Raw genomic sequence first — 22977 nt, 5'->3', positions numbered from 1 at the left:
CGACGTGGCGTGCAACTCGTTTGATCGTCTCGTTTTTGGGTACGGTATCTTTCATTGACAGCATGGTGGCCTCTGACGATGTGGTGGGCCTGGTGCCCGAGTCGGTGAGAGTGCCGTATCGTCAACGGTCTTGCGTATAGGATACTCAAATAGTCCTGTCGTTATGCACATTGTCCCAAAACACGTTGGGTAAATATTGGCGAATTAACACGCTGACGAATGTGGAATATCTCCCCAGAACGCCGATTCCGGCCCGCTCGAGGACGAAATCGGCGAAACTCGTCGAGCCGTCAGGTGTTGCACGTGACACAACGCTTTTGCCGGCGCTCGCGCTTCGGAGGGATATGAGCGAACGCGAGGTGCTCGAGTTGCTTCGTGAGAACGCGCGATACGACACGGCCGACATCGCGCGAATGACCGACCTCGACGAGGACGAGGTAGCCGACGCCATCGAGGCGCTCGAGGCCGCCGGAATTGTTCGTGGCTACCAGGCCGTCGTCGACTGGGACCGCCTCGAGGACGAACGCGTTCGCGCCGAGGTCGAACTCAACGTCACCCTCGATCGCGAGACGGGCTACGACGACATTGCCGAACGACTCGCTCGCTTCCCGCAGGTGAAAGCGCTGCGGCTGATCAGCGGCGACTACGACTTCGATATGGAGGTCGAGGGCGACTCGATCCGCGAGGTCTCCCGGTTCATCAGCGAGAAGGTCGCTCCGGTCCCCGAGATCACCCAGACGGTTACCCACTACGTGATGGCCTCCTACAAGGAGAACGGGATCGAACTCGGGGATGGCGAGGACGACGACCGACTCTCCGTGTCGCCATGACCGGGAGCCTCGAGCCAGCCGAACGCGTCCAGGCGGTCGGCCCCTCGGGTATCCGTCGCTTCTTCGAGATCGCCGAGGAGCGTGACGACGTCATCTCCCTGGGCGTCGGCGAACCCGACTTCTCCGCGCCGTGGGCGGCACGGGACGCCGCCATCCAGTCCCTCGAGCGGGGGAAGACCTCCTACACGGCCAATCGCGGCATGTACGATCTTCGCGAGGCCATCTCGAGGTACGTCGGCGACCGCTTCGGCCTCGAGTACGGCCCCGACGAGGAGATTCTCGTCACCGCGGGCGCGAGCGAGGCCGTCGATCTGGCCTTTCGAGCGTTCGTCGACCCCGGCGACACCGTCGCCGTCGCTCAGCCGGCGTACATCTCCTACGGACCAGGCGTGACCTTCGCGGGCGGAGAGGTACTCCCCGTGCGAACGCGAGAGGAGGACGACTTTCGGCTCACGGTCGAAGCGCTCGAGACCGCCGGGGCCGAGACCGCAGACCTGCTCGTTCTCTGCTATCCCAACAACCCGACCGGAGCCGTGATGTCGCGGGCCGATCTCGAGCCTATCGCCGCGTTCGCCCGCGAGCACGACCTCGCGGTCCTCTCGGACGAGATTTACGCCGAATTGACCTACGACGAGCGTGATACCGCCGCCGACGCCAGCCCCGGCACCGCCACTCACGCGTCCATCGCGACGCTGCCAGGCATGCGCGAGCGCACCATCGTCTGCAACGGCTTCTCGAAGGCCCACGCGATGACTGGGTTGCGACTGGGCTACGCGCTCGGTCCCGGCGGGGCGATCAACGCGATGAACCGCGTCCACCAGTACGGCATGCTCTCGGCGCCAACGACCGCCCAGTACGCAGCCCTCGAGGCGCTCGACTCCTGTGGTGACGACGTCGAGGCGATGGTCGACCAGTACAATCGTCGACGCCGGTTCGTCATCTCGCGGTTTCGCGAGATCGGAATGCCGTGTTTCGAGGCGAAGGGGGCGTTCTACGTCTTCCCCGAGGTGCCCGACGGGTGGGACGGGATCGCGAATGAGTTCGCCGAGCGACTGCTCCGCGAGCGCGGCGTCGCGGTCGTCCCCGGAGACGTCTTCGGTGTCGGCGGCGAAGGCCATCTCCGGGTCTCGTACGCGACGGGGCTCGAGGAATTGCGCGAGGCGCTGGCGCGGATCGAGTCGTTCGTCGACCAGCACGTCTGAAGCCCGGTTCGTATACGGCATTCTGGTGGCTGTGTGGCGAGTAGGTGACGCCCTCGAGAGAATTCGTTACCCAACTTAATCGAATCGCGACGAGAATTCGCGTCAGTCGTCGCCCTCGACCAGAATCCGTTCTTCGGGTCGCGGCCGCCCCGGGTGAACGCCGTAGCGCGCCATCGCGTAGAGCGTCGTTACCGCAGTCGCACACAGGAACGCGCTCCCGGCACCGACTTCGAACGCGACGAGCGGAATCGCAGCGGACAGGGAGTCGGCAACCGTCATCGCCCCCTCGCTCGAGGGTGCCGCCACGAGTCCGTAGGGGAGGAAGGTGACGAACGCGACCGCCCACCAGCGAACTGTCGCCCGGTGAACGCCCTCGAGCGGACGCTCGCTCACCTCGCTCGCGATGCCGGCGAGCCCGATCGCGACGAGACACAGTGCCGCGATGGATCGGACCGAGGGGGCCAGAGTCCAACCGCTGCTGATGGCGACGCCAGCGGCGACGAACGTTGCCGACGTGACGGTCACGAACCGCGTCGACTCGAGGAGACGAGTGGACATTGCGTGGCGGTAGTGAGCAATTACACATAGCTCTCTCGAATCGTCTATCGTCACGAAAAACTGACTCTCAGGGTATCGAGAGCGACGAACAACAAAGGACGTATTACCGGTGGCGAGAAGTCACGGCCAAGGATGGCGAGCGTACGTGATCGGACGAGAGGCGGGGATAAATCCGACGCCGGACTCGAGGTGACCGAACTGTGCTGAAACGCCTGTGGAAACGATACGTCGCGGAACGGCCGGACGAGTACCAGGCGTACATCTCCCTGCCGACGGAATCGTCAGCACCGACGATGGGTGCGCTTCACGGCCTGATCGAGGACGCCGAGTTCGCGTTCGAGGGTCGACTCGACGTCTACGCGCGGCGTCGACGCCTCGCCGTCGTCACCGACCGCGTTCCGCGCGAAACGTTCGACACCGCCGCGTTCGACGCGCTGCTCGAGTCGCTCGAGTCGCTGTACGATGCCTACGCTGTCGCCCGTATCGAGAAGTGGCGCTCGGTTAACGGTCGATTGGTGAAGACGTACGTCGTCGTCCCGGTCAAGCCGCTCTTCTCGACGTTGGCGGACCGGCCGAAAGCGGCGCGGCCGGTCGTTCAGTGACCGAGGTCCGGAATCAGTCGTCCGAGTCCGCTCCGGGTCCCGGCTCGGAACCGGGTTCGCGGTCCGATCGGGTTCTGGACCCGCTCCCCGTTCCAGCACCACTCTCGCTCCGTCGCTGATCGGACGATTCATCGGACGGCTTCATCGAGTTCGTCCGGCGCATCCAGCGGTCGATGTTTTCGGCGACGTAGTCCTTGCCGCCCCAGCCGAAGGCGACGCCGGCACCGATCGCTACGGCTGCGGCCAGGCCCCACGCGAGCGCTCGCGCGAAGACTAGCAGGATGCCAACGTCGATGCCCATCGTCCCGAGGCCGATCACGATGGCCGTGAAGTAGAGGAACACCCGGGCACCGTCGGCGAACCAGGACGTGTACACCGTCTGGGTCGCTGCTCGAGTCCGCTCGATCATGTCGCCGACGAAGTCAGCGACGATGAACCCGAAGACGATGACGAGCAGGCCCGCGATGAACGCCGGCAGGTACGAGACCGCGGTCGAGATCCACTCCGACAGGAGTGCGATCGCGAGGGCGTTCGCGGCCGCGAGAATCGCGAGGGCGTACACGAACCACTTCGCCAGTTTGCCGAAGGTTCTCGAGACGGCCTGTTCTGTTCCGCCGAGGATGCGTCCCAGTGGCGTCTCGAGCACCATGCGGTCGAGTTCGATGCCGTCGGCGATTCGCATGACGACGCGGCCGGCGAGGCGGCCGATGATCCAGCCGATGAACAGGATGACCAACGCGCCAACCAGTCGCGGCAGGAACGTCACCAGTTCAGCGATCGGATCCTGGAGCCAGTCGGGAACCGTTACCTGTGCGGGTTGTGTGTGAACCATACCCGAACGGTGGTCCTCACCCGACTTTACGCTAGACGTCGCTCTCGATGGAAATATCCTGTTTCCGGCGTCGTCCTCCACTCAGCAACCAAGACGTACCTCTTCGAGAGCGCGCGTCCGGAATCGGAACGAGCGAGACTGGCACTGGCCGTGTCGTCCTCGACTCGCGATTTTCGTCGGTCGATGCGGATAGCAATTGCGGATTTCAATCGCTCTCTCGCCGCGTCACCAAACCGGGTTACGGCGTGCCGTTCAGATGGAGAGACCCGGTTCGTGCTCGAGGCCGAAACGGTCGTCTACTGGCCGCTCGGTAATCGACCATTAGCGTCTCGGACGATCTCGGAGAAAACCTGTAATACCGCAGAAACGATTGCGTGTTATAGTATCACATGGGACACGAACATTCTTCGAACTGGCCTCTCGCTCATCGATTATGACGATCTATCGGGCACTCTCCGAGGACGAGCGCGATCGATTCCACGAGTACGTCTCCTACGCGTTCACGCCCACCGACGGCCCACCGACGTACGATCCGGCGGAACACGACCGGCCACGAGCACTCCTCGGCGACCGACGAGGACTGTTCGCGGACGGCGATGGAGACCTGCTCTGTGTCTGCAAACACTACTGGTTCGACGTTCACGTCCGCGGCGACGAACACTCGATGGCTGGTCTCGCCTCCGTCGCCTCGCCGCCGGAACACCGTCGGAGCGGCCACGTTCGAGACCTGCTCGCCGCCTCGCTCGAGGAGTACCGCGACAGGGATGCGACGCTCGCCGCCCTCTGGCCGTTTCGCCACCGGTTCTACCAGCAGTACGGCTGGGCGACGGCCAACCGCCAGCTTCGAGTCGAGTGCGACCCCGCGGACCTCTCGTTCGCCCGGACGCGCCTAGAGGAACGAACCACCGAACACGGCCGATACCGGCGCCTCGAGGCCGACGAGTACGAGTCTCTCGATCCGGTCTACGAGCGCCACGCCGCGCGCTACGACCTCTCGATCGATCGCGACGCGGACTGGTGGTGCTACCGCGTCTTCGAGAACTGGGAGACGGACCCGTTCGTCGCCGTCTGGGAGCGCGACGGGGAGCCGGCGGGCTACCTCGAGTACACGATCAACGGCGACTGGGGCGACCGGACGATGGACGTCGCCGAACTCGCCTACACCGACGTCGAGGCGTTCCTGGCGCTCCTGTCGTTCTGTCGTGACCACGACTCGCAGGTCCAGACCGTTCGCCTTCGTCTGCCCACCGACACGCCGCTTTTCGACATCGCGAGCGATCCTGACGAACTCGAGACCGAACTCGAGGGTGGCCCGATGGTCCGGATCGTCGACGTCTCGCGGGCGCTGTCAGCGCTCTCGTATCCGACCGTCGACGGTAGCGTGACGCTCGCAGTCGACGACCCGCTGGCCCCGTGGAACGACGAGGCGTTCGAACTCTCGGTCGAGAGGGGCGATGGTACCTGCGAACGCGTAGCCGTGGCGGACTCAAACATCGCACTCGACGTTGCGACGCTGTCACAACTCGCCGTCGGCGCCCGTTCGGTTCGAGCACTCGAGCGCGCGGGCCGTCTCGATGCATCTCCGGGAACGCTCGAGACGCTCGAGACGCTGTTTCCCGAACGGGCGGTGTACCTGCGAGACGGGTTCTGATCGTAACGCGAAACCGCGAAACGTAAAACTCGGATTGGCGAACGACTACTCGTCGGAGTCGTAGTGTTCGCCCGCGGCCGACGGCATGCGAGTTCGGCCGACGAACGTGAGCACGACTAAGACGGCGACGTAAGGGATGATACCAACGAGCGTCGAGGAGAGGTCGTAGGCTGCGATCTGTTGCAGTTCGATCTGGAGCGCGTCGAGGGCCGCGAAGAGGAACGACGCGAGGAACGCGCCGACCGGGTTGTAGTTCCCGATCAGGTACGCCGTCAGGCCGATCCAGCCGCGGCCGTCGATCATGGTGTCGCCGGTGCCCGTGAACTGGCCCACGTTGAGCGCCCAGCCGGCGCCGCCGATGCCACAGTAGACGCCCGAGAGCAGGACGCCAGCGTAGCGCACCTTTCGGACGTCGACGCCGGCCGTGTCGAGCGATTTGGGGTCCTCGCCGCTGGCCTCGAGCCACATTCCGAACGTGGTTCGGTTGAGGAGGTACCACGAGACGGGGACGGCCACGAGCAAGAGCAGCACCTGCGGCGAGAACTCGAAAATCTGGCCGACGCCCGGCAGCGAGGAGAGTCCCGGAATCGAGATGGACGAGAACGTACCGACGTTCCCCGGACTGCTTCGTCGGTCCCAGATGACGACGCTGAGGAACGGAGCGGCGCCCAGCGCGATCAACCAGACGGCGAGGCCGGCGATAATCTGGTCGGCCTTGAATTCGATGCAGACGATGGCGAACAGGAGGGCGATCAGCGTGCTCGCGAGGATGGCCCCCAGCAGCGCGAGCCACGGATTCGGCTCGATCGGGACGGAGTCGGAACCGAGGGCGTACATGGTCGCGATCGAGCTGAACGCGCCGACGATGAGCAGCCCCTCGAGTCCGATGTTGATGACGCCGGATTTCTCGGCGAAGATGCCGCCCATCGCGGCGAACGCGATCGGGACGGTGAACCGGAGCGCCGAGCCGAGATAGGAGATGCTGACGACGTCGGCAATCTCCCCGACGAACTGGCGTCCGCCGTCGACGACGAGGCCGAGCGCGAGCACGCCGAGGAGTCCCGCGCCGATGGCGAGGCCCTGTCGACGGGTGACGGTCGGCGCGCTCATCGACGCTCACCTCCGTCGGTCGCGACGGGTTCGCTGCCGAATCCGTAGTGCTTGCCGAGTAGGCGGAAGAACTCGGGCATGGCGATGAAGAGGATGATCAATCCCCTGAGCACCTCGACGAGTTCGTTCGGGATGCCGAGTGAGAGGTCGACCGCCACGCTGCCGGTCTTGAGGGTTCCAAAGAGCAGGGCGGCCGGGATCACGCCGATGGGGTTGTTCCCGGCGAGGATGGAGACGGCGATGCCGTCGAAGCCGAGCGGCGGGATGCCGGCCTGCCAGCGGTACTGGACCATCGTGACGTATATCGCCCCGGCAATGCCGCCCAGGACACCGGATAGCGTCATGCTCGTGACGACGTTTCGTTTCGCGTCGACGCCGCCGTACTCCGCCGCGGCCTCCTGGATGCCGCTCGTGCGCAGATCGTAGCCGATGACGGTTCGCGAGTACAGGAGGGCGATGCCGACGGCGATCGCGAGGGCCCCGACCAGGGCGATCAGCGAAAACCGGCTTCCGTCGATCGACGCCGGGAGTCGGGCGACCCCCGGGATCGGTTCCGTCTGCACCGAATCGCTCGCCAGGTCGCCGATGTGGACCTGTACGAGCCAGTAGGCGACGCCCGCGGCGACGAAGTTGAGCATGATCGTCGTGATCACCTCGTGGGCGTTCGCGTAGGCCTTCATCAGGCCGGGAATCATCCCCCAGACCCCACCGACGAAACCGCCGACGACGATCCCGATCGGGATCACGACGAGCGAGCCGACCAGCGTATCCGGCACGAACTCCCCGACCGTGAGCACCGTCATCGCCGTCGCCAGCGCGCCGAGCACCATCTGCCCCTGCGTCCCGATGTTGAACAGGCCGGCGCGAAACGCGACGGCGACCGAGAGCCCGGTGAACAGCAACAGGGTCGTCTGCAACAGCGTCTGGCCGAGGTCGGTGAACGAGCCGAACGCCCCCTCCAGGATCGTCCAGTACATCTCGAGCGGGTTGTAACAGCCGTATCCGAGCCCCGGCAGGTAGATGAAGGGGCTCGAGCACTCGGCGACGAACCCGGAGACGAACACCAGGACGGCGCCGACGACGAGCGCGAAGACGAGGGAGGCGAGGCTGATCGCGACGCGTTCGGCCGCCGAGGCGTCGACGAGGCGGTCGAGGGTTGCTCCGCCGCGTTCACGCCAGCCGCCGTCCCCGCTGCCGTCACCGCTGCTGGGACTCGAACTCGAACTCGAACTCGAACCCGAACCCGAACCGCCGTCGCCGCTCATACCACCGACCTCCCGACTCGAGCGCCGTCGACGTCGAGTCCGTCGGGTCGTTCGCCGGCCATGAGCAAGCCGAGTTCCTCCTCGGTGACGGCGTCGGGATCGACGACGGCGACGAGTTCACCGTCGTGCATCACCGCGAGTCGATCTGAAAGCTGGGTCACCTCGTCGAGTTTCGAGGAGACGAGGAGGATGGCTTTCCCCGCCGAACGGAGGTCGAGCAGTCGGTTGTGGATGAACTCGATGCTCCCGATGTCGACCCCACGAGTCGGTTGCGCGGCGACGACCAGCGAGGGGTCGCGTTCGAACTCGCGGCCGACGATGAACTTCTGCTGGTTCCCGCCCGAGAGCGAGTGCGCCGTTGCGGAGGGGTCGGGTGGTCGTACGTCGTACTCCGCGATGATCTCGTCGACGTACTCGCTGGTCGCCTCCCAGTCGATCACGCGACCGTCCGAGAACGGCGCGAGGTGCTGACGGCCCAGCAGGCCGTTTCGCCGAAGATCGTAGTCCATCACGAGGCTCCGTTTCTGACGGTCCTCGGCGACGTAGGCCATCCCGGCGGAGATGCGCTCGCGACGCGGCGACGCGGTGATCTCGCGCCCGTCGAACGTGATCGTTCCGTCGGTCGTCCGACGGAGCCCCGTGATGGCCTCGACGAGTTCCGACTGGCCGTTCCCGTCGACGCCGGCGACGCCGAAGACCTCTCCCTCGTGGACGCGGAACGTCGCCTCGTCGACCGCGACGACGCCCCGCTCGTCCGTGACCGTGACGCCGTCGACGTCCAGAACGACGTCTCCACGCGTGGTGGCGGGTTTGTCGACCTCGAGGAGCACGTCTCGACCGACCATCATGCGCGCGAGTTCCTCGCGGGTGGCGTCGGCCGCCGGGACCGTCCCGACGAGTTCGCCGTTTCGCAGGACGCTAATCTCGTCGGCGACCTCGAGGGCCTCGCCGAGTTTGTGCGTGATGAAGATGATCGTCTTGTCCTCGGCGATGAGTTCCTCGAGGACTTCGAGCAGCGCGTCGACCTCCTGTGGAGTGAGGACGGCGGTCGGTTCGTCGAGGATCAGGACGTCCGCGCCGCGGTAGAGCGTCTTCAGGATCTCGACGCGCTGTTGTTCGCCGACGCTGACGTCCTCGATGCGCTCGGTCGGGTCGACGTCGAAGCCGTAGCGGTCGGCCAGCGCCCGCGTCTCCTCGTTGGCTCTGGCGCGGTCGGTCGCGAGGCCGCCCCACTTCGTCGGTTCGTCGCCCAGAACAACGTTCTCGGCGACGGTCATCGTGTCCACGAGCATGAAGTGCTGGTGGATCATGCCGATGCCGACGGCCATCGCGTCGCCGGGGTCGTCGAACGTTCGCTCCCGGCCGTCGATCCGGATCCTCCCCTCGGTGGGTTCGTACAGCCCGTAGAGGACGTTCATCAGCGTCGTCTTCCCGGCCCCGTTCTCGCCGACCAGGGCGTGGATCGAGCCGCGCTCGACGGTGAAGTCGACGTCGTCGTTCGCGACGACGCCCGGGAACCGCTTCGTGATCCCCTCGAGGGCCACCGCCGGCGGCGTCTCGCCGTCCGTCCCGCGCTCGTCAGGTACCATCGCGTCTAGAGGTCGTCGGTGTTGTCGGGAACGTCGATTTCGCCGTCGATGATCGCCTGTCGGGACTCCTCGAGCGCGTCGACGATGTCTTCGGGGAGTTCGCCCTCGAAGTCCTGGCCGATGGTCGCGCTCACGCTGCCGTCGTCGTCAAGCCCCAGATCGTTCATGCCGCTCTCGAACTCGTCGTTGACGACGGCCTCGACCGAGTCGTAGACGGCGTTGTCGACGCGCTTGACCATGCTCGCGACGATCACGTCGCTGAAGTCCTCGGCGCTGATCGACTGGTCGTCGTCGACGCCGATGGCGAACCGACCAGCGGATTGGGCGGCCTGGAAGACGCCGCCACCGGTGCCGCCCGCGGCGTGGTAGACGACGTCCGCGCCGTCGTCGTACATTCCGCTGGCAATCTCCTGGCCTCGGGATGGGTCGTTCCAGCTTCCGGCGTACGCCGACGGCGTCTCGATGCTGTCGTCGGCGTGGCGAACGCCTGCGATATAGCCCGCCTCGAATCGATCGATGAGGGCGGTCTCCTGGCCGCCGACGAAGCCGACGACGGTCTCGTCGGTGTTCGTCTCGCCGCCGCCGTGGGCGTAGTCGGTCGTCGTCAACAGGCCAGCGAGGTGACCGACCTGGAAGGAGCCCTCGTGTTCTCGGAACGTGTAGTTGGCGACGTTGTCCGCCTCGACGACCGCGTCGACGAGCACGAATTGCTGGTCGCTGAACTCCGCGGCGTTCTCCTCGAGGTCGGTTGCGTGGTCGAAGCCGATACAGCAGACGAGGTCGATCTCGTCTTTGCCCGCGAAGTTCCGCTGCATCTGGTTCATGTCGGCGGGGGCGTCGGGTTCGGCGTCCTGGTAGGAGATGCCGAAGTCCTCCGCCGCTCGCTCGATGCCGGCGTGGGCCATGTCGTTGAACGAGTCGTCACCGAGGCCACCGGTCGAGTAGATGATGCCGACGGTGATGTCGGATTCGGCGCCACCGTTGCCGTTGCCGTTGCCGTCGGTCGTATCATTTCCGTTGCCGTTGCCGTTGCCGTTTCCGTTCCCACCGTCACCGTCGCCGACGAGACACCCGGCCAGTCCTGCCGTTACCCCTGCACCTGCTGTCGTGAGAAACCGTCGTCGTTGCATATCCGTGCAAGTGCACGCGACCGGTTTATAGATTCGGTTTCGAAAGGAGATAGCAACTTTACGTGAATTACCTGAGGATTCGGCGGAAGAGAGTTACTGATCGGTCACTCTTCCTTCCCCTCCCCTTCCCTCCGATGGGGATTCTCGTACTGAAACGCGTCGAGCAACATCCGCCTGAACCGGTCGCCATCGACCGACTCGATCACCCTCGTCTTCGCCTCGCCGTCGGTCACGCCGAGTTCGTCGACCAGGCTGTACCCGCGGGTCATCCCCTCCCGGTCGTCGACAGCCACGTAGTACGTGCTCGCCGCCTCGACGATGTCCGGCTCGAGTACCGTCGCGATCGCCAGCGAATCGGGCTGGGTCGTCACGTCCGCACCCAGGGCGTCGTGGTCGGACTGGCGGTTGAACGCGCGGACGGCGTCGGTGACGGTCAGGTAGAAGTCAGCGAGCGGCGTGTCCATCGCCTCGATCGTCTCGAACACGTCGGTGCCGAACGTCGAGTCCCGGAGCGTCAACCCCCAGTCGACCAGCGTCGTCTCGAGGGCGTCCATCACGACCGCTGCGGCGTCGGGGTCGACCCAGAAGTTGTACTCCGCCGCGGGCGTGACGTTTCCGAGCGTATTGACCGCCCCACCCATGATCACCACTTCGTCGAGCAGCTCCGGTAGAGCGGGTTCGCGCTCGAGCGCCAGGGCGACGTTCGTCAGCGGGGCGATGCAGACCAGGGTGATCTCGCCGGGGTTCTCGCGGGCGGTCTCGACGATGAAGTCGACGGCGTGTGCCTCGGCCGACGGGATTCCCGTCTCGGGAAAGAGGTCGCCGCCTAGGCCGCCCTCGCCGTGGATGTACTCCGCGAACTCGTGTTCTTTCTCGAGCGGCTCGCGAGCGCCCTCGTAGACCGGCACGTCGCCGGCCCCAGCGAGGTCGAGGGTGTACTTCGCGTTCTCGACCTGGTACTCGAACGGGACGTTCCCTGCACAGATCGTCACGCCTTCGAGGGCGACCCGGTTCGAGCAGGCCGCGAGGACGAGCGCCTGCGAGTCGTCGCCCGCGGTGTCCGTATCGACGATCATCCGCGTCGGGTCCGAATCACTCATCGGCCGACGGTTCGCGGCGGACGAGGAATACCCTGTCGCACCTTCGAAGTCAGATGGTGTTTGCTCGACGAACTGGCGCGAGTAGCACGCGCGTACACGGCGCAGACGCCGTCCGATTAGAACGGACGACGAATCGGATAGTAGGGCGTTCTCGCCAGAACACTCCAAAGAACTAGTCGCTGGTCCACGACCCTTTGCACTCGTCGCTACAGAACGATATCGGAGAGTGTTCGCCGGCGTCGGTGACCACGTCAACGATCGGTGGAGCGTCGGCGGTGCTGTATTCGGTCCCGCACTGGGCGCAATAGTTCCAGAAATCCGGTCTGTCGTTACTCATCGTACCCTCCCGTCGCGACTCGCCTCTCACCGGAATCGCCCGCCTGCCTGCCACCATTGGCGCCCTCGTCAGCCACGTCTTCCACAGCTCGAGCGAGGGCGTGGCGGGGGTCCGGATCGATCACCGTGGCCAGCGGTGGTGACGGAGACAGTGACGTCCCGTCTGTCTCGGTAACGAAACTGACAGTGGCTTCTGTGGCCGCGTCAGGCCCGTGGGAAGTCACCCTCGAGGCCGGAACAGGGAGGCCTGGTTTCACAGTGGTACGTTGGCGGCCACGTATAAAAACCCCTGGTTGTGTTATTCGACACTTCCCGAAAATATTGAAATAAAGATGGATAATCGAAACATATTGGTGATACTATTCGATTTTCCATACCTCAACACCGGTTCTTTTAAGTGCCCGATGGGATGCCTCGAGAATACCGCGTCGAACCCCAAATCTCGAATTTCTCGAGAGGCAGCCCTGAGATCCGTGGAGTATCGATACGCTCATGGAGGCGGCCCGACAAGCCCGATTGTGACCGAGTACGAACTCGACGACGTAGACAGGCGGTTGCTCAATCTGCTTCAGGAGAACGCTCGGTCCAAGGCGATCGGCCTGGCCGAAGAACTCGGGGTCTCCGACAACACCGTTCACAATCGGATGGAACGGCTGGAGGAAGCCGGCATCATTACCGGTTACACGACGAGCGTCGACTACGACCGGACGGGGCTCCGTCTCTACTTTCACTTCAGCTGTACGGCCCGCATCAGCGAGCGCTCCGACGTAGCCGAGAAGGCGTTGGCACTCCCCCAGATCACCGAAGTGACCGAACTGATGACCGGCCAGGAGAACCTCCACATCAAGGCGGTCGGGACCGAAAACGAGGATATCACCTACGTAGCCGAACAACTCGACGACCTCGCGCTCGAGATCAACGACGAGAATCTCATTCGGACCGAACACGCCGCCCCCCTCGACTACGTGACGGTGAAAGAACTGCTTCCGGTCGAACGGTGAGGCGCCGAGAAGCACTGTACAGAGCGCTTCCGCGGTCAGCCACGCTATTCTCGACGGAAACTGGGTCGGGTACGCCCCATCACGTTCCATCGGTCACCTGTACCGGTCGGCCGTCTCACGGTGAAATTTCTCAATAGCAGTCCCAACGGGACCAAACGCCGTCTCGAGCCCGAATCGGACGTCTATCGGCCACGACACTAAAATACCGGGTGGGGTAACTATGAGTCAACGGAATGAGAGACAGGCGGGTTCGATCAGTGGAGCGGGCGAGTCGGCTGGCGCCGCGAGTCACGACGCCTCGCCGCCGGTCCGTCGCCGCCGACGCGGGTGGTCGCCGGTGACGCTCCGCACCGTTCCCATGATCGACCGCGTCCGCGACGCCTTCTTCGCCCTCGACACCGACTTTCGGTTCACCTACCTCAACGAACGCGCCGAGGCGCTCCTCGAGCGCTCCCGGGAGGACCTCGTCGGGCGGGTCATGTGGGACGAGTTCCCCGAGACGGTCGAGACCCAGTTCCCCGACGGCTTCTACCAGGCGATGGACGAACAGGTGCCAGTCTCCTTCGAGGTGTACCACACCCCGCTCGAGACCTGGTTCGAGACCCGTGCCTGGCCTGCCGAGAACGGCCTCTCGGTGTCTATGCGCGATATCACCGAACGAAAGGAGCGGGAGACGAAACTCGCCCGGAACACGGCCGTCGTCGAGGCGATCCAGGACGGGGTGGTCACCCTCGACGACAACAACCGGGTCCTCTCGATCAACGCCACAGTCGAGCGCGCCTTCGACGTCGACGCGAGGGTGCTGCGGGGCGAACACGTCGAAACCCTCCTTGACCTCGCCGCCGTGGACGCCGACGACGCCGTCCGCGTCGGCCGCGCGCTCAGCGACGTCGACGTCGGCAACACGGCCCAGCGGACGCTCGAGTTGGCCTACACCGACGCGACGGGCGCCGGTCGGGTCGCCGAGGTCAGTGTCGTGTCGGTTGACCACGGCTCGGCCAACCTCGCGTGTATCGCCCGCGACGTCACCGACCAGCGCGAGTACGAGCGGGTCGTGACCTCGCTGCACGAGGTCACGCGCTGGCTCTTGCAGTCGAGCGACCCCGAGGAGATCTGTGCGATCGCCGTCCACGCCGGGAGCGACCTCCTGGACCTCCCGATCAGCGGCGTCTGGTTGCTCGACGACGAGTACGGCTACCTCGACCCCGTCGCCGGCACCGCGGGCGCACACGACGAGTTCGGCGGGCTCCCCCGATTCCACCCCGGTGAGGGCCTCGTCTGGGACGTCTTCGAGGCCGGTGAGACCAGACACATCGAGAACCTGCAGGAGGTCGAGGGGCTCTACAACCCCGACACGCCAATCCGTTCCGAGATCATCGCCCCCATCGGCGCCCACGGCATCCTGATGACGGGCTCGAAGCGGGTCGCGAAATTCGAGAGCACCGACGTCGAGTTGCTCTCGACGCTCGCCGAGAACACTCGCGCGGCGCTCGACCGGGCGATCCGCGAACAGGTGCTCGAGGATCGGACGACCCAGCTCGAACACCAGACCGAACGCTTAGAGAGCGTGGCGAACGTGCTCTCGAGCGACCTCAAGCGCCACCTCGAGGCCGTCGCGACGGCACTCGAGGAGGAACCCAACCGGCCCGGCGAGTGGGAGTTTCCGCTCGCCGAAGACGCCGTCTCGACGACGCTCGACCGCACGGAACGCCTCGTCGACGACATCCGGGAGTTCGCCCGAAACGCGACGGCGGTCGGCCCCCGGACGCGGATCGACCTCACGTCGGCCATCGAACATGCAGTCGAGGACTCCCGCCTCGAGCGCCCCGCCGTAGTCGTCGATGCCGACGCGACCCTCCGGGCCGATCGGGAGCGATTCGATCACTTCCTCCAGACGATCTTCGACGACGCGGCTGCCCGCGCCGACGGATCGGTCACGATCCAGGTTGGACTGCTCGGCTTCGACGATCCTCGCTCGAGCGAACGCGGCTTCTTCCTCATGGACGACGCCGCCGAGATTCCGCCGATCGATCACGACCGGGTGATCGACCCGGAGTCGCGCGGCGAGGACGCCGACGAGGAGCGCGGCCTCGGTCTCGCGCTCGCCCGGGCGATCGCCGACGCCCACGACTGGTCGCTGACGGTGACCAACGGACAGCACGGCGGGACGCGAATCGAGGTGTCCGACGTGACGACGCTCGAGCGTCACCCGTAGCCTAGCTCGGGAGTTTTCCGACCCGCTCGAGGACGACGAGGGCGACGACCGTCGCACCGAGAAACAGCGCGGCGACGGCGAACACCTCGTCGTAGGTGTAGTTCCCCTCGACGAAGACGCCGAGGACGTACGAGCCGAGCGACTGGGAGAGCATCCAGACGGAACTGAACACGGCGTAGGCGCTCCCTCGAGTCGAATCCGGGAGCGTATCGAGCAGGTACGTGTCGACGGCCGGAAACAGCGCGTGGATCACGAACCCGATGACGATGGTGAGCGCGACCAGTGAGATCAGCCCCTCGACGAGCGTCAGCGCGAGGAGGGTCGCGGCGAACACGCCGACGATCCCGAGCAGGTACGGAATCTGCGGGAGACGGTCGGCCAGGTCGCCGCCGAAGAAGAACGCGGGAACGCCGGCGGCGAAGACGACGGTGAGCATCATCCCGGCTGCCCGGTCAGAGAGCCCCTTCGACTGCATGTACAGTTCGTAGAAGTTGAACACGCCCTGCCAGATGAACACGGCGACGCCCGCGATCGCCAGCGCGGTCACGATGAGGCGCCACTCCGAGAGTGCGCCGGCGACGAAGGCCCGATCCGACCGCCCCGCGTCCGGCATCTCGGTTCGCCTCGCGGTGAGCCACGTGTAGGCCGTGACCACGGCCCCGCCGACGGCGATCGCCCACAGCGACAGGCGCCAGTCGACGAAGAGCGTGAGCGCGACGAACGGGGCGGCGATCACCGCGGCGACCTGATTCGCCGCCCCGTGGATTCCCATGACGCGCCCGACGCGGTCGGGGTACAGCTCGCTCAAGAGCGGGTTCGCCGAGACGAAGTACACGCCCGACGCGATCCCCATGAGGAAGGCGCCGCCCATGAGGTGGGCGATCGAGGTGGCGGTCGCAGCGATCGCGGACGAAGTCGCGAGAACAACGCCCGAGGCGAGCACGACGTGCTGTCTCGGGACTTTCGTGAGCACCCACCCGGTCGGCAGGCGAGGGAACGCGCTGCCGACCCACACGAGGGTGACGATGAGGCCCGCGGTCGCCTCGCCGATCCCGAACTCGGCGATAAACACGTTCAGCAGCGGTGCGAAGACGATTCTGGCGAGATTGATGAGAAAGACCAGTCCACAGAGGGAGCCGAAGAGACGAGCGCGGGCCACAGTGGGTCTTTTCTGCAGATCGTCTCAAGGCTTCCGAAAGCGGAATCCTCCGCCTCGATCGGCGGCGCTGTACCGGCGGAACCCGGCCCCTCGAGCCACCACCCGGTCCCTCGAGCCATCCTCGTCCCCCCCAACTCAGGAGAGAACCAGCACGTACCGCGTCAGCGATCGGTGGACCCGGCGTTCGAAGGCCGCCTCGAGCGTCCAGCCCGCGTCTCGAGCCTCCCTCGCCCACGACCGATCGGCGACCACGACGGCCCGGTCGGCCACCCGGCGGGATTCCGCGAGCGCGCCCGAGACCAGATCCGCCAGCCGGTGGGTCTCGATCTTCGACTGGCGGCCGTAGGGGGCATCGAAGACGACGGCGTCGACGGCACCGTCCTGGAGCGGGAGCCGGGTTCCGTCGCCGCGGGCGACGTGCCACGACCCGCGTGAGACGCCGGTCGGCGACGGGTCCTCGTCGTCGAGGAAGTGCGCGAGGTTCGTCCGCGCACCGGCGACCATCTTCGCCTGGGCGTCCGTGCCGACGACGTTCGCCCCGACCAGTCCCGCTTCGACGAGGACGCCGCCGGTTCCACACATCGGGTCGAGGATCGTTCGCCCGGGTTCTGCGCCGGCGAGGTTGGCGACCGCCCGTGCCAGGAGCGGGTCCATGCTTCCGGGCTGGAAGAACGGCTTGTCGGTTGGCGCCCGCGACCCGAAGTCGCGGACGCTCTCGGCGGCGAGCCAGCCGAGAGCACAGACCGACACCCGTTCCCCGGATTCGTCGACTCGTTCCCCGGTTTCGTCGTTTCGCCCCCTGGCTTCGTCGATTCGTTCTCCGGACTCACCGACTCGCTCTTCGGTTTCGACGGTCGCGACCGACTCGAGCAACTCACCGCGGCCGTCGTCGGCGTTGGCGTCCGCGTCGGCGTCGGACTCGAGACGCCCCTCAGAGAAGACCGCGCGGAGGACGTGATCGGGATGCTCGAGGTCGACGTCGAACCCGCGGTCGACGAGGACGCTCCCGAGTTCGCGTTCCGCGTCCGTCGTGGAGACGCCGCTCGAGCCGTGGACATCCGTCGCGCGGACGGCGACCGTCCCTTCTCGATCGATCGAGGCCGCCTCGAGCAGAGCCCGTGCGCTCGCGGTCGAGGCGTCGGTCCGTCCCACGAGGTCGCTCGCCGCGCGGGTGTAGGCCAGCCCACGGACGCGCTCGGGGACGAGGGCGTTCGCGACGGCCAGTCCCGGTGCGATCCGGGTGACGCCGGTGGCGGCGTGACGGCTCTCGACCGCCGCGAACGCGTCGTCTTCGCCGCCGTACTCGAGGAGATACACGTGTCTCGAGTGACGCTGGACGAGCAATGATACTGTCGGTCCGCTCCCGGGCGATTTTTTGACCAGGAACGTCATCCACTCGTCTGACACACTCAAAGAACCGGACAAATCAGCACGCAGTACCAAGCTTTATAAACCTTAAATACGTCTTTTTAAGCGACTTATGACGGATCCGAAGGACACCATCAACATCGAAAACGTGGTGGCGTCGACCGGCATCGGGCAAGAACTCGACCTCCAGAGTGTCGCGATGGACCTCGAGGGGGCCGACTACGACCCCGAGCAGTTTCCCGGTCTCGTCTACCGAACCCAGAATCCGAAATCCGCCGCGCTGATCTTCCGCTCGGGGAAAATCGTCTGTACCGGCGCGAAGAGCACCGACGACGTCCACGAGAGTCTGCGGATCGTCTTCGACAAACTTCGCGAACTCCAGATTCAGGTGAACGAGGATCCGGAAATCGTCGTCCAGAACATCGTCACCTCGGCTGACCTCGGCCGCAATCTCAATCTCAACGCGATCGCTATCGGTCTCGGCCTCGAGAACATCGAGTACGAACCCGAGCAGTTCCCCGGCCTGGTCTACCGCCTCGACGAACCGGAAGTGGTGGCGCTGCTGTTCGGTTCGGGCAAACTCGTCATCACCGGCGGGAAGAAACCGGCCGACGCGGAACACGCCGTCGACAAGATCGTCTCCCGCCTCGAGGACCTCGGCCTGCTCGAGTAGCGGTCCGACTCGCGAACCCGATTTTCGATCGAATCTCTCCATCGAGCGACGCGAATTCAGCACACACAAACCGCGTGACATCGTCTCTCGAGTATGCACGCTCAACCGTTTCTCGCCCAGGTCCCCGGCGGGATCGATCCGGCCGGAGGTGGCCCCCTGGCGTATCTCGGGACCTTCCTGCTGGCGACGGTCTTCTACGGCGTCACGCTCCACATCGCCGCCCGATACGTGCTCGGGACGGTCCCGGTCAAACGCGCGTTCACCATTGGGCCAGTACTGGCGCTCGTCTCGGTCATCCTCCAGCGGTGGGGCCCGCTGGTGGTCGTTCCGTTCATGGTCGCCGTCGCCTACACCGCGATCCTGATCGTCTACGACCTGGACTACAAACTCGCGGCGCTGGTCGCGGTGGCGTACTACACCGTCGCCGTCATCGTCGGGTTCACGATCTTGAACCTCTGGTTGTTACTCGGGACGGCGCCCACCTGATTCGTCTGTCGTTCGCAACGACACCCGCATGACGCCAGCGACCGTTCGCTTACCCTCGAGATAACCGATCAGCGTTCGTGGTACTCGAGTCGAATTCAGCCCGAATTTACGATCGACGGACCGATTTTCACGTGTGGCAACGGTCCGTCGAACGGGTCCTTGCAGCGAGTAATATCATTTTACCGCCGGCTAAACGATTCGACCGAGTTGCGATCGGTGACGAACGACGAAACGACTACGCCGCTTTATACGTACTATTCCAGTGAGTGGTTATCACCCATGACGTTCCGCGTTCCGACCAAATCGGCGAACCCGAGTGATCACGGCTCGACCGCCGCTACGCACCCCGGCGCCGGCAATCGCGACACGCTCGCTCGCACCGAAGTCGCTCGCGTGCTGTCGTCGGACCGTCGCCGGACGCTTCTCGAGCACCTGCTCGATGCGGGAACGGCACTCGACGTCCACACGCTGATCGGCTGGCTCGCCGACGACGAACACGAGCCGACGGTCGAGACGACGATTCACCAGCTCCGCCAGCGCGTCCACGTCTCACTGCGCCGGACGCACCTCCCGTTGCTCGAGGAGTACGGACTCCTCGTCTACAATCAAACGGAGGAACTCGTCGTCCCGACGTGGCGCCTCGACCTGTACGAATCGGTGCTCGAGGCGGAGGATCGTTCGTAGGAGGCGAATAGGGGCGAATAAGAGGCGAACGACGGACGAACGTCCGCTTGAGGTGCGCGTCTACCGACTCGAGCGAAGAATCGGCTCGGACTCGGAACGACAGCTGCCCGGACTCTCCGCTCGAACCACGAGAACTCTTTTGTGCACGCTCGCTCGACCCCGTTCATGGCCACGCTGATTCTCGCCGAGGCGGCCCTCGCGATCGCCGGGTTTCTCGACGACGCTCTCGCGTATCTGGTTCAATCGAGCGGCGTTCTGGGCCATCCCGTCCGACGACGCGTGATGTCGTTGCTCGTCGACCGCGAGATAGCCACCCGGGAGGAACTGGTGGCGGCGCTTTCGGACGACGAGACGCGCTCGGAACGCGAGGTCGAGCGACTCGAGACGATGCTCCACCACGATCACCTGCCGTGACTCGAGGAGGAACTCCTCGTCGAGTACGACGATCGAAACGGCGACGTCGTCCTCCGAACGGAGCCGGCGGAGGCGCGCGAGTTGCTCGAATCGACCCCGGAAAACTGACCGCAATCCCCGCTACTCGTACTCGATCGTCGCCGGCGGCTTGTGCGTTACGTCGTAGACGACGCGCGCGACGTTCTCGTTTTGCCCGGTGATCCGCGACTGGATGCGCTGGAGGGTCTCCCAGTCGAGTTCCTGGGCACGGGCGGTCATGCCGTCGCGGGACTCGACCGATCGCACGGAAACCACCCAGCCGTGGACGCGGTTGTCGCCCTTGACGCCCGTCGCCTTGCCGATGACCGCGGCGAGCGCCTGCCAGGGGTCGTACTCCTCGAGTTCCTTCTCGACGACGTGACAGGCGTCGCGGGCGACCTCGAGTTTCTCCTCGGTGACCTCGCCGATGACGCGCACGGCGAGTCCGGGGCCGGGGAAGGGCATCCGCTCGGCCACCAGTTCGTCGAGGCCGAGGTGGCGGGCGACTTCACGAACCTCGTCCTTGTAGAGGTCGCGAACGGGTTCGACGATGCCGTCGAAGTCGACGACTTCGGGGAGGCCGCCGACGTTGTGGTGGGACTTGATCCCGCCCTCGCTCTCGATGCGGTCGGGGTAGATCGTCCCCTGGACGAGGTAGTCGGCGTCGGCCTCGCGGGCCTCGCGCTCGAACTCGCGGATGAACTGCTCGCCGATAATTTTGCGCTTCTCCTCCGGATCGGTGACGCCGGTGAGTGCCTCGAGGAACCGGTCTTTCGCGTCGACGACCTCGAGACTCTCCATGAACGAGAAGGTCTCGCGGATCTGGTCGGTCTCGCCCTTGCGCATCAGGCCGGTGTCGACGTAGACCGGCGTGAGTCGGTCGCCGATGGCCTCGTAGGCCAGCGCGGCGGCCACCGAGGAGTCGACGCCACCCGAGAGGGCGATGACGGCGTTCGAGTCGCCGATTTCGTCCTCGATCTCTGCGACTGCTTCGGGAACGAAGGTGTCGGTGTCGACCATCAGTGGGTCACCTCGGTTTCGTCCGCGTCGTCCGTCCGATTCGCGTCATCTGTTCGGGCCTCACCGTCGGCTCGAGCCGCCTCGAGTACGCTCTCGACCAGCCCCACGAACGGCGGACTCGGGTCGCCCGGTCGGGAACTGTACTCGGGGTGGTACTGCGTGCCCAGGAAGAACGGGTGGTCCTCGAGTTCGAGGATCTCCATTCGGTTCCCTGCCGTTCCGGAAAACGTCAGCGGCTCGTCCGCGAACGCCTCGAAGTACTCGGGGTTGACCTCGTAGCGATGGCGGTGGCGCTCCTGACACGAGGTGTCCTGGTAGAGCTCGTAGGCGAGCGTCTCGGGCTCGATGACGGTCGTGTGTTCGCCCAGACGCATCGTCCCGCCCATGTTCTCGACCTCGTACTGCTCGGGCAGGATGTCGATGACGGGGTGGGGCGTCTCCGCGTCCATCTCCGTCGAGTGTGCACTCTCGAGGTCGAGGACGTGGCGGGCGTACTCGACGACGGCCATCTGGAAGCCCAGACAGAGCCCGAGGAAGGGCACGTCGTGCTCGCGGGCGTAGCGGATCGCCTCGATCTTGCCCTCGGTGCCACGCATCCCGAACCCGCCGGGGACGACGACGCCGTCGACGCCCTCGAGCTGGCCGTCGTGGCCGTCAGCGAGGTCGTCGGCGAACACCCACTCGACGTTAACCTCGGCGCCGATTTCGAACCCGGCGTGTTTCAGCGACTCGTGGATCGACATGTAGGCGTCCTCGAGGTCGTACTTGCCGACCAGCGCGATGTCGACTGACTCGGTCTTTTCGGTGGTGACGACCTCGCGCCACTCGCGAGTGCGCTCGCCTGGCGGGAGCGCCTCGTCGGCGAGGTCGAAGTGCTCGAGGACGTACTCGTCCAACCCTTCTTCCTCGACAACCAGCGGGACGTGATAGACGTCCTCGACGTCGGGGTTCGAGAAGACGGCCTCGGTCGGGATGTCACAGAAGAGGGCGATCTTCTCTTTGGTACTGGGCTCGAGTTTGTCGTCCGAGCGGCCGACGATCACGTCTGGCTGGAGGCCGATCGACCGAACCTCCTTGACCGAGTGCTGGGTCGGCTTGGTCTTCTGCTCGCCGTTTTTCGAGTACGGAACCAGGGTCACGTGGACGAACAGCACGTTCTCCTCGGGTTCCTCGTGGGCGAACTGGCGTAAGGCCTCGAGGTAGGGCATTCCCTCGATGTCGCCGACCGTGCCGCCGACTTCGACGAGACAGACGTCCGATCCCTCGGCGGCCTCCCGAATGCGGCGCTTGATGTCGTCGGTGATGTGGGGGATGATCTGGACGGTCTTGCCCAGGTAGTCGCCCGCGCGCTCCTTCTCGATCACGTGCTTGTAGGTCTTGCCCGTGGTGACGTTGTGATCGGAGTGCATGTCGACCCCGAGGAAGCGCTCGTAGTTCCCGAGGTCGAGGTCGACCTCGCCGCCGTCTTTGAGGACGTACACCTCTCCGTGCTGGTAGGGGTTCATCGTCCCGGCGTCGACGTTCAGGTACGGGTCGATCTTGACGGCGGTGACGTCGAAGCCCGCGTTCTTCAGAAGCCGGCCGGTGCTCGCGGCCGTGATTCCCTTCCCGAGGCCTGACATCACCCCGCCGGTGACGAAAATGAATTTGCTCCCCAGCGAGGAGTCGTATTGGGTGTCCGGTTCCGTCGGCATACCGAGTGTCCGGGTGAGGGGATCAAAACCATTTCGGGAC

General features: G+C 65.3%; 21 protein-coding genes. 10 read left to right on the top strand and 11 right to left on the bottom strand.

Translation table 11 applies throughout. The features are described from left to right. Nucleotides 1–344: 344 nt before the first annotated feature. Both J1N60_RS02795 and J1N60_RS02790 read left to right on the top strand, forming a co-directional pair. Nucleotides 345–830 carry an Lrp/AsnC family transcriptional regulator gene (locus J1N60_RS02795; protein WP_312910524.1) on the top strand — a complete coding sequence of 162 codons (486 nt, stop codon included), beginning with the start codon at nt 345–347 and terminating at the stop codon, nt 828–830. Continuing rightward, nucleotides 827–2032 (top strand): pyridoxal phosphate-dependent aminotransferase, encoded by a 1206-nt coding sequence (locus J1N60_RS02790; protein ID WP_312910522.1) that lies wholly within the window; start codon nt 827–829, stop codon nt 2030–2032. The genes J1N60_RS02795 and J1N60_RS02790 overlap by 4 nt, the downstream gene beginning before the upstream one ends. 102 nt (nt 2033–2134) lie before the next feature. Here the strand turns inward: J1N60_RS02790 and J1N60_RS02785 are convergent, their stop codons facing one another. Then, nucleotides 2135–2590: a DUF1467 domain-containing protein gene (locus J1N60_RS02785; RefSeq protein WP_312910520.1), complete on the bottom strand. Its 456-nt coding sequence runs from the start codon at nt 2588–2590 to the stop codon at nt 2135–2137. A 200-nt stretch (nt 2591–2790) separates the two neighbouring features. Between J1N60_RS02785 and J1N60_RS02780 the strand changes: the two genes are divergently transcribed. Continuing rightward, complete coding sequence (locus tag J1N60_RS02780; protein ID WP_312910518.1) at nt 2791–3192, top strand: hypothetical protein; 402 nt, start codon at nt 2791–2793, stop codon at nt 3190–3192. Nucleotides 3193–3205: 13 nt separating this feature from the next. Here the strand turns inward: J1N60_RS02780 and J1N60_RS02775 are convergent, their stop codons facing one another. Next, entirely contained in the window at nt 3206–4024 is an 819-nt protein-coding gene (locus J1N60_RS02775; protein ID WP_312910516.1) for a mechanosensitive ion channel family protein, read from the bottom strand. A 433-nt stretch (nt 4025–4457) separates the two neighbouring features. On the opposite strand from J1N60_RS02775, the gene J1N60_RS02770 reads away from it, so the two are divergent. After that, complete coding sequence (locus J1N60_RS02770; RefSeq protein ID WP_312910514.1) at nt 4458–5675, top strand: GNAT family N-acetyltransferase; 1218 nt, start codon at nt 4458–4460, stop codon at nt 5673–5675. Between the two features lie 45 nt (nt 5676–5720). On the opposite strand, the gene J1N60_RS02765 is transcribed toward J1N60_RS02770, so the two are convergent. The 5 genes from J1N60_RS02765 to J1N60_RS02745 form a co-directional block, all read right to left on the bottom strand. Next, nucleotides 5721–6785: an ABC transporter permease gene (locus J1N60_RS02765; RefSeq protein WP_312910512.1), complete on the bottom strand. Its 1065-nt coding sequence runs from the start codon at nt 6783–6785 to the stop codon at nt 5721–5723. Next, complete coding sequence (locus tag J1N60_RS02760; protein ID WP_312910511.1) at nt 6782–8050, bottom strand: ABC transporter permease; 1269 nt, start codon at nt 8048–8050, stop codon at nt 6782–6784. The genes J1N60_RS02765 and J1N60_RS02760 overlap by 4 nt, the downstream gene beginning before the upstream one ends. Continuing rightward, nucleotides 8047–9639: an ABC transporter ATP-binding protein gene (locus J1N60_RS02755; RefSeq protein ID WP_312910508.1), complete on the bottom strand. Its 1593-nt coding sequence runs from the start codon at nt 9637–9639 to the stop codon at nt 8047–8049. The genes J1N60_RS02760 and J1N60_RS02755 overlap by 4 nt, the downstream gene beginning before the upstream one ends. 5 nt (nt 9640–9644) lie before the next feature. Beyond that, nucleotides 9645–10769, bottom strand: coding sequence for a BMP family lipoprotein (locus J1N60_RS02750; RefSeq protein WP_312910506.1), 1125 nt, complete (start codon nt 10767–10769; stop codon nt 9645–9647). 104 nt (nt 10770–10873) lie between these two features. After that, complete coding sequence (locus J1N60_RS02745; RefSeq protein ID WP_312910501.1) at nt 10874–11869, bottom strand: nucleoside hydrolase; 996 nt, start codon at nt 11867–11869, stop codon at nt 10874–10876. An 854-nt stretch (nt 11870–12723) separates the two neighbouring features. Here J1N60_RS02745 and J1N60_RS02740 point away from each other — a divergent pair. Further along, complete coding sequence (locus J1N60_RS02740) at nt 12724–13206, top strand: Lrp/AsnC family transcriptional regulator (RefSeq protein ID WP_312910500.1); 483 nt, start codon at nt 12724–12726, stop codon at nt 13204–13206. Between the two features lie 337 nt (nt 13207–13543). After that, on the top strand, nt 13544–15421 hold the full coding sequence (locus tag J1N60_RS02735) for a sensor histidine kinase (RefSeq protein WP_312912524.1): 1878 nt from the start codon (nt 13544–13546) through the stop codon (nt 15419–15421). Nucleotide 15422: 1 nt separating this feature from the next. On the opposite strand, the gene J1N60_RS02730 is transcribed toward J1N60_RS02735, so the two are convergent. Both J1N60_RS02730 and J1N60_RS02725 read right to left on the bottom strand, forming a co-directional pair. Further along, nucleotides 15423–16580 carry an MFS transporter gene (locus J1N60_RS02730; protein ID WP_312910495.1) on the bottom strand — a complete coding sequence of 386 codons (1158 nt, stop codon included), beginning with the start codon at nt 16578–16580 and terminating at the stop codon, nt 15423–15425. Between the two features lie 135 nt (nt 16581–16715). Beyond that, nucleotides 16716–17897: a methyltransferase domain-containing protein gene (locus J1N60_RS02725; RefSeq protein WP_312912523.1), complete on the bottom strand. Its 1182-nt coding sequence runs from the start codon at nt 17895–17897 to the stop codon at nt 16716–16718. A gap of 163 nt (nt 17898–18060) precedes the next feature. Between J1N60_RS02725 and J1N60_RS02720 the strand changes: the two genes are divergently transcribed. The 4 genes from J1N60_RS02720 (at nt 18061) to J1N60_RS02705 (ending at nt 20205) form a co-directional block, all read left to right on the top strand. After that, nucleotides 18061–18621, top strand: a complete 561-nt coding sequence (locus J1N60_RS02720; protein WP_252700267.1) for a TATA-box-binding protein — start codon at nt 18061–18063, stop codon at nt 18619–18621. Between the two features lie 93 nt (nt 18622–18714). Then, nucleotides 18715–19107 (top strand): DUF7473 family protein, encoded by a 393-nt coding sequence (locus J1N60_RS02715; RefSeq protein ID WP_312910492.1) that lies wholly within the window; start codon nt 18715–18717, stop codon nt 19105–19107. A 279-nt stretch (nt 19108–19386) separates the two neighbouring features. Further along, nucleotides 19387–19791, top strand: coding sequence for a DUF7344 domain-containing protein (locus J1N60_RS02710; protein WP_312910490.1), 405 nt, complete (start codon nt 19387–19389; stop codon nt 19789–19791). 165 nt (nt 19792–19956) lie between these two features. Further along, a complete protein-coding gene (locus tag J1N60_RS02705) occupies nt 19957–20205 on the top strand; it encodes a hypothetical protein (protein ID WP_312910489.1) in 249 nt (82 codons plus the stop codon). Nucleotides 20206–20325: 120 nt separating this feature from the next. Here the strand turns inward: J1N60_RS02705 and guaA are convergent, their stop codons facing one another. Both guaA and pyrG read right to left on the bottom strand, forming a co-directional pair. Further along, complete coding sequence (guaA, locus tag J1N60_RS02700) at nt 20326–21243, bottom strand: glutamine-hydrolyzing GMP synthase (RefSeq protein ID WP_312910488.1); 918 nt, start codon at nt 21241–21243, stop codon at nt 20326–20328. Continuing rightward, nucleotides 21243–22937 carry a CTP synthase gene (gene pyrG / locus J1N60_RS02695; protein WP_312910487.1) on the bottom strand — a complete coding sequence of 565 codons (1695 nt, stop codon included), beginning with the start codon at nt 22935–22937 and terminating at the stop codon, nt 21243–21245. Before pyrG ends, guaA begins: the two co-directional genes overlap by 1 nt. Between the last annotated feature and the right edge of the window lie 40 nt (nt 22938–22977).

Source organism: Natronosalvus caseinilyticus, from assembly GCF_017357105.1.
Taxonomy (GTDB): domain Archaea; phylum Halobacteriota; class Halobacteria; order Halobacteriales; family Natrialbaceae; genus Natronosalvus; species Natronosalvus caseinilyticus.
This window is presented reverse-complemented; position numbering and strand designations above follow the sequence as displayed.

Coding starts and splice junctions, on each gene's coding strand:
- guaA (WP_312910488.1), bottom strand. CDS start 21,243: ATGGTCGACACCGACACCTTCGTTCCCGAAGCAGTCGCAGAGATCGAG.
- pyrG (WP_312910487.1), bottom strand. CDS start 22,937: ATGCCGACGGAACCGGACACCCAATACGACTCCTCGCTGGGGAGCAAA.
- J1N60_RS02715 (WP_312910492.1), top strand. CDS start 18,715: ATGCACGCTCAACCGTTTCTCGCCCAGGTCCCCGGCGGGATCGATCCG.
- J1N60_RS02750 (WP_312910506.1), bottom strand. CDS start 10,769: ATGCAACGACGACGGTTTCTCACGACAGCAGGTGCAGGGGTAACGGCA.
- J1N60_RS02790 (WP_312910522.1), top strand. CDS start 827: ATGACCGGGAGCCTCGAGCCAGCCGAACGCGTCCAGGCGGTCGGCCCC.
- J1N60_RS02770 (WP_312910514.1), top strand. CDS start 4,458: ATGACGATCTATCGGGCACTCTCCGAGGACGAGCGCGATCGATTCCAC.
- J1N60_RS02710 (WP_312910490.1), top strand. CDS start 19,387: ATGACGTTCCGCGTTCCGACCAAATCGGCGAACCCGAGTGATCACGGC.
- J1N60_RS02705 (WP_312910489.1), top strand. CDS start 19,957: ATGGCCACGCTGATTCTCGCCGAGGCGGCCCTCGCGATCGCCGGGTTT.
- J1N60_RS02755 (WP_312910508.1), bottom strand. CDS start 9,639: ATGGTACCTGACGAGCGCGGGACGGACGGCGAGACGCCGCCGGCGGTG.
- J1N60_RS02795 (WP_312910524.1), top strand. CDS start 345: ATGAGCGAACGCGAGGTGCTCGAGTTGCTTCGTGAGAACGCGCGATAC.
- J1N60_RS02745 (WP_312910501.1), bottom strand. CDS start 11,869: ATGAGTGATTCGGACCCGACGCGGATGATCGTCGATACGGACACCGCG.
- J1N60_RS02775 (WP_312910516.1), bottom strand. CDS start 4,024: ATGGTTCACACACAACCCGCACAGGTAACGGTTCCCGACTGGCTCCAG.
- J1N60_RS02760 (WP_312910511.1), bottom strand. CDS start 8,050: ATGAGCGGCGACGGCGGTTCGGGTTCGGGTTCGAGTTCGAGTTCGAGT.
- J1N60_RS02720 (WP_252700267.1), top strand. CDS start 18,061: ATGACGGATCCGAAGGACACCATCAACATCGAAAACGTGGTGGCGTCG.
- J1N60_RS02785 (WP_312910520.1), bottom strand. CDS start 2,590: ATGTCCACTCGTCTCCTCGAGTCGACGCGGTTCGTGACCGTCACGTCG.
- J1N60_RS02765 (WP_312910512.1), bottom strand. CDS start 6,785: ATGAGCGCGCCGACCGTCACCCGTCGACAGGGCCTCGCCATCGGCGCG.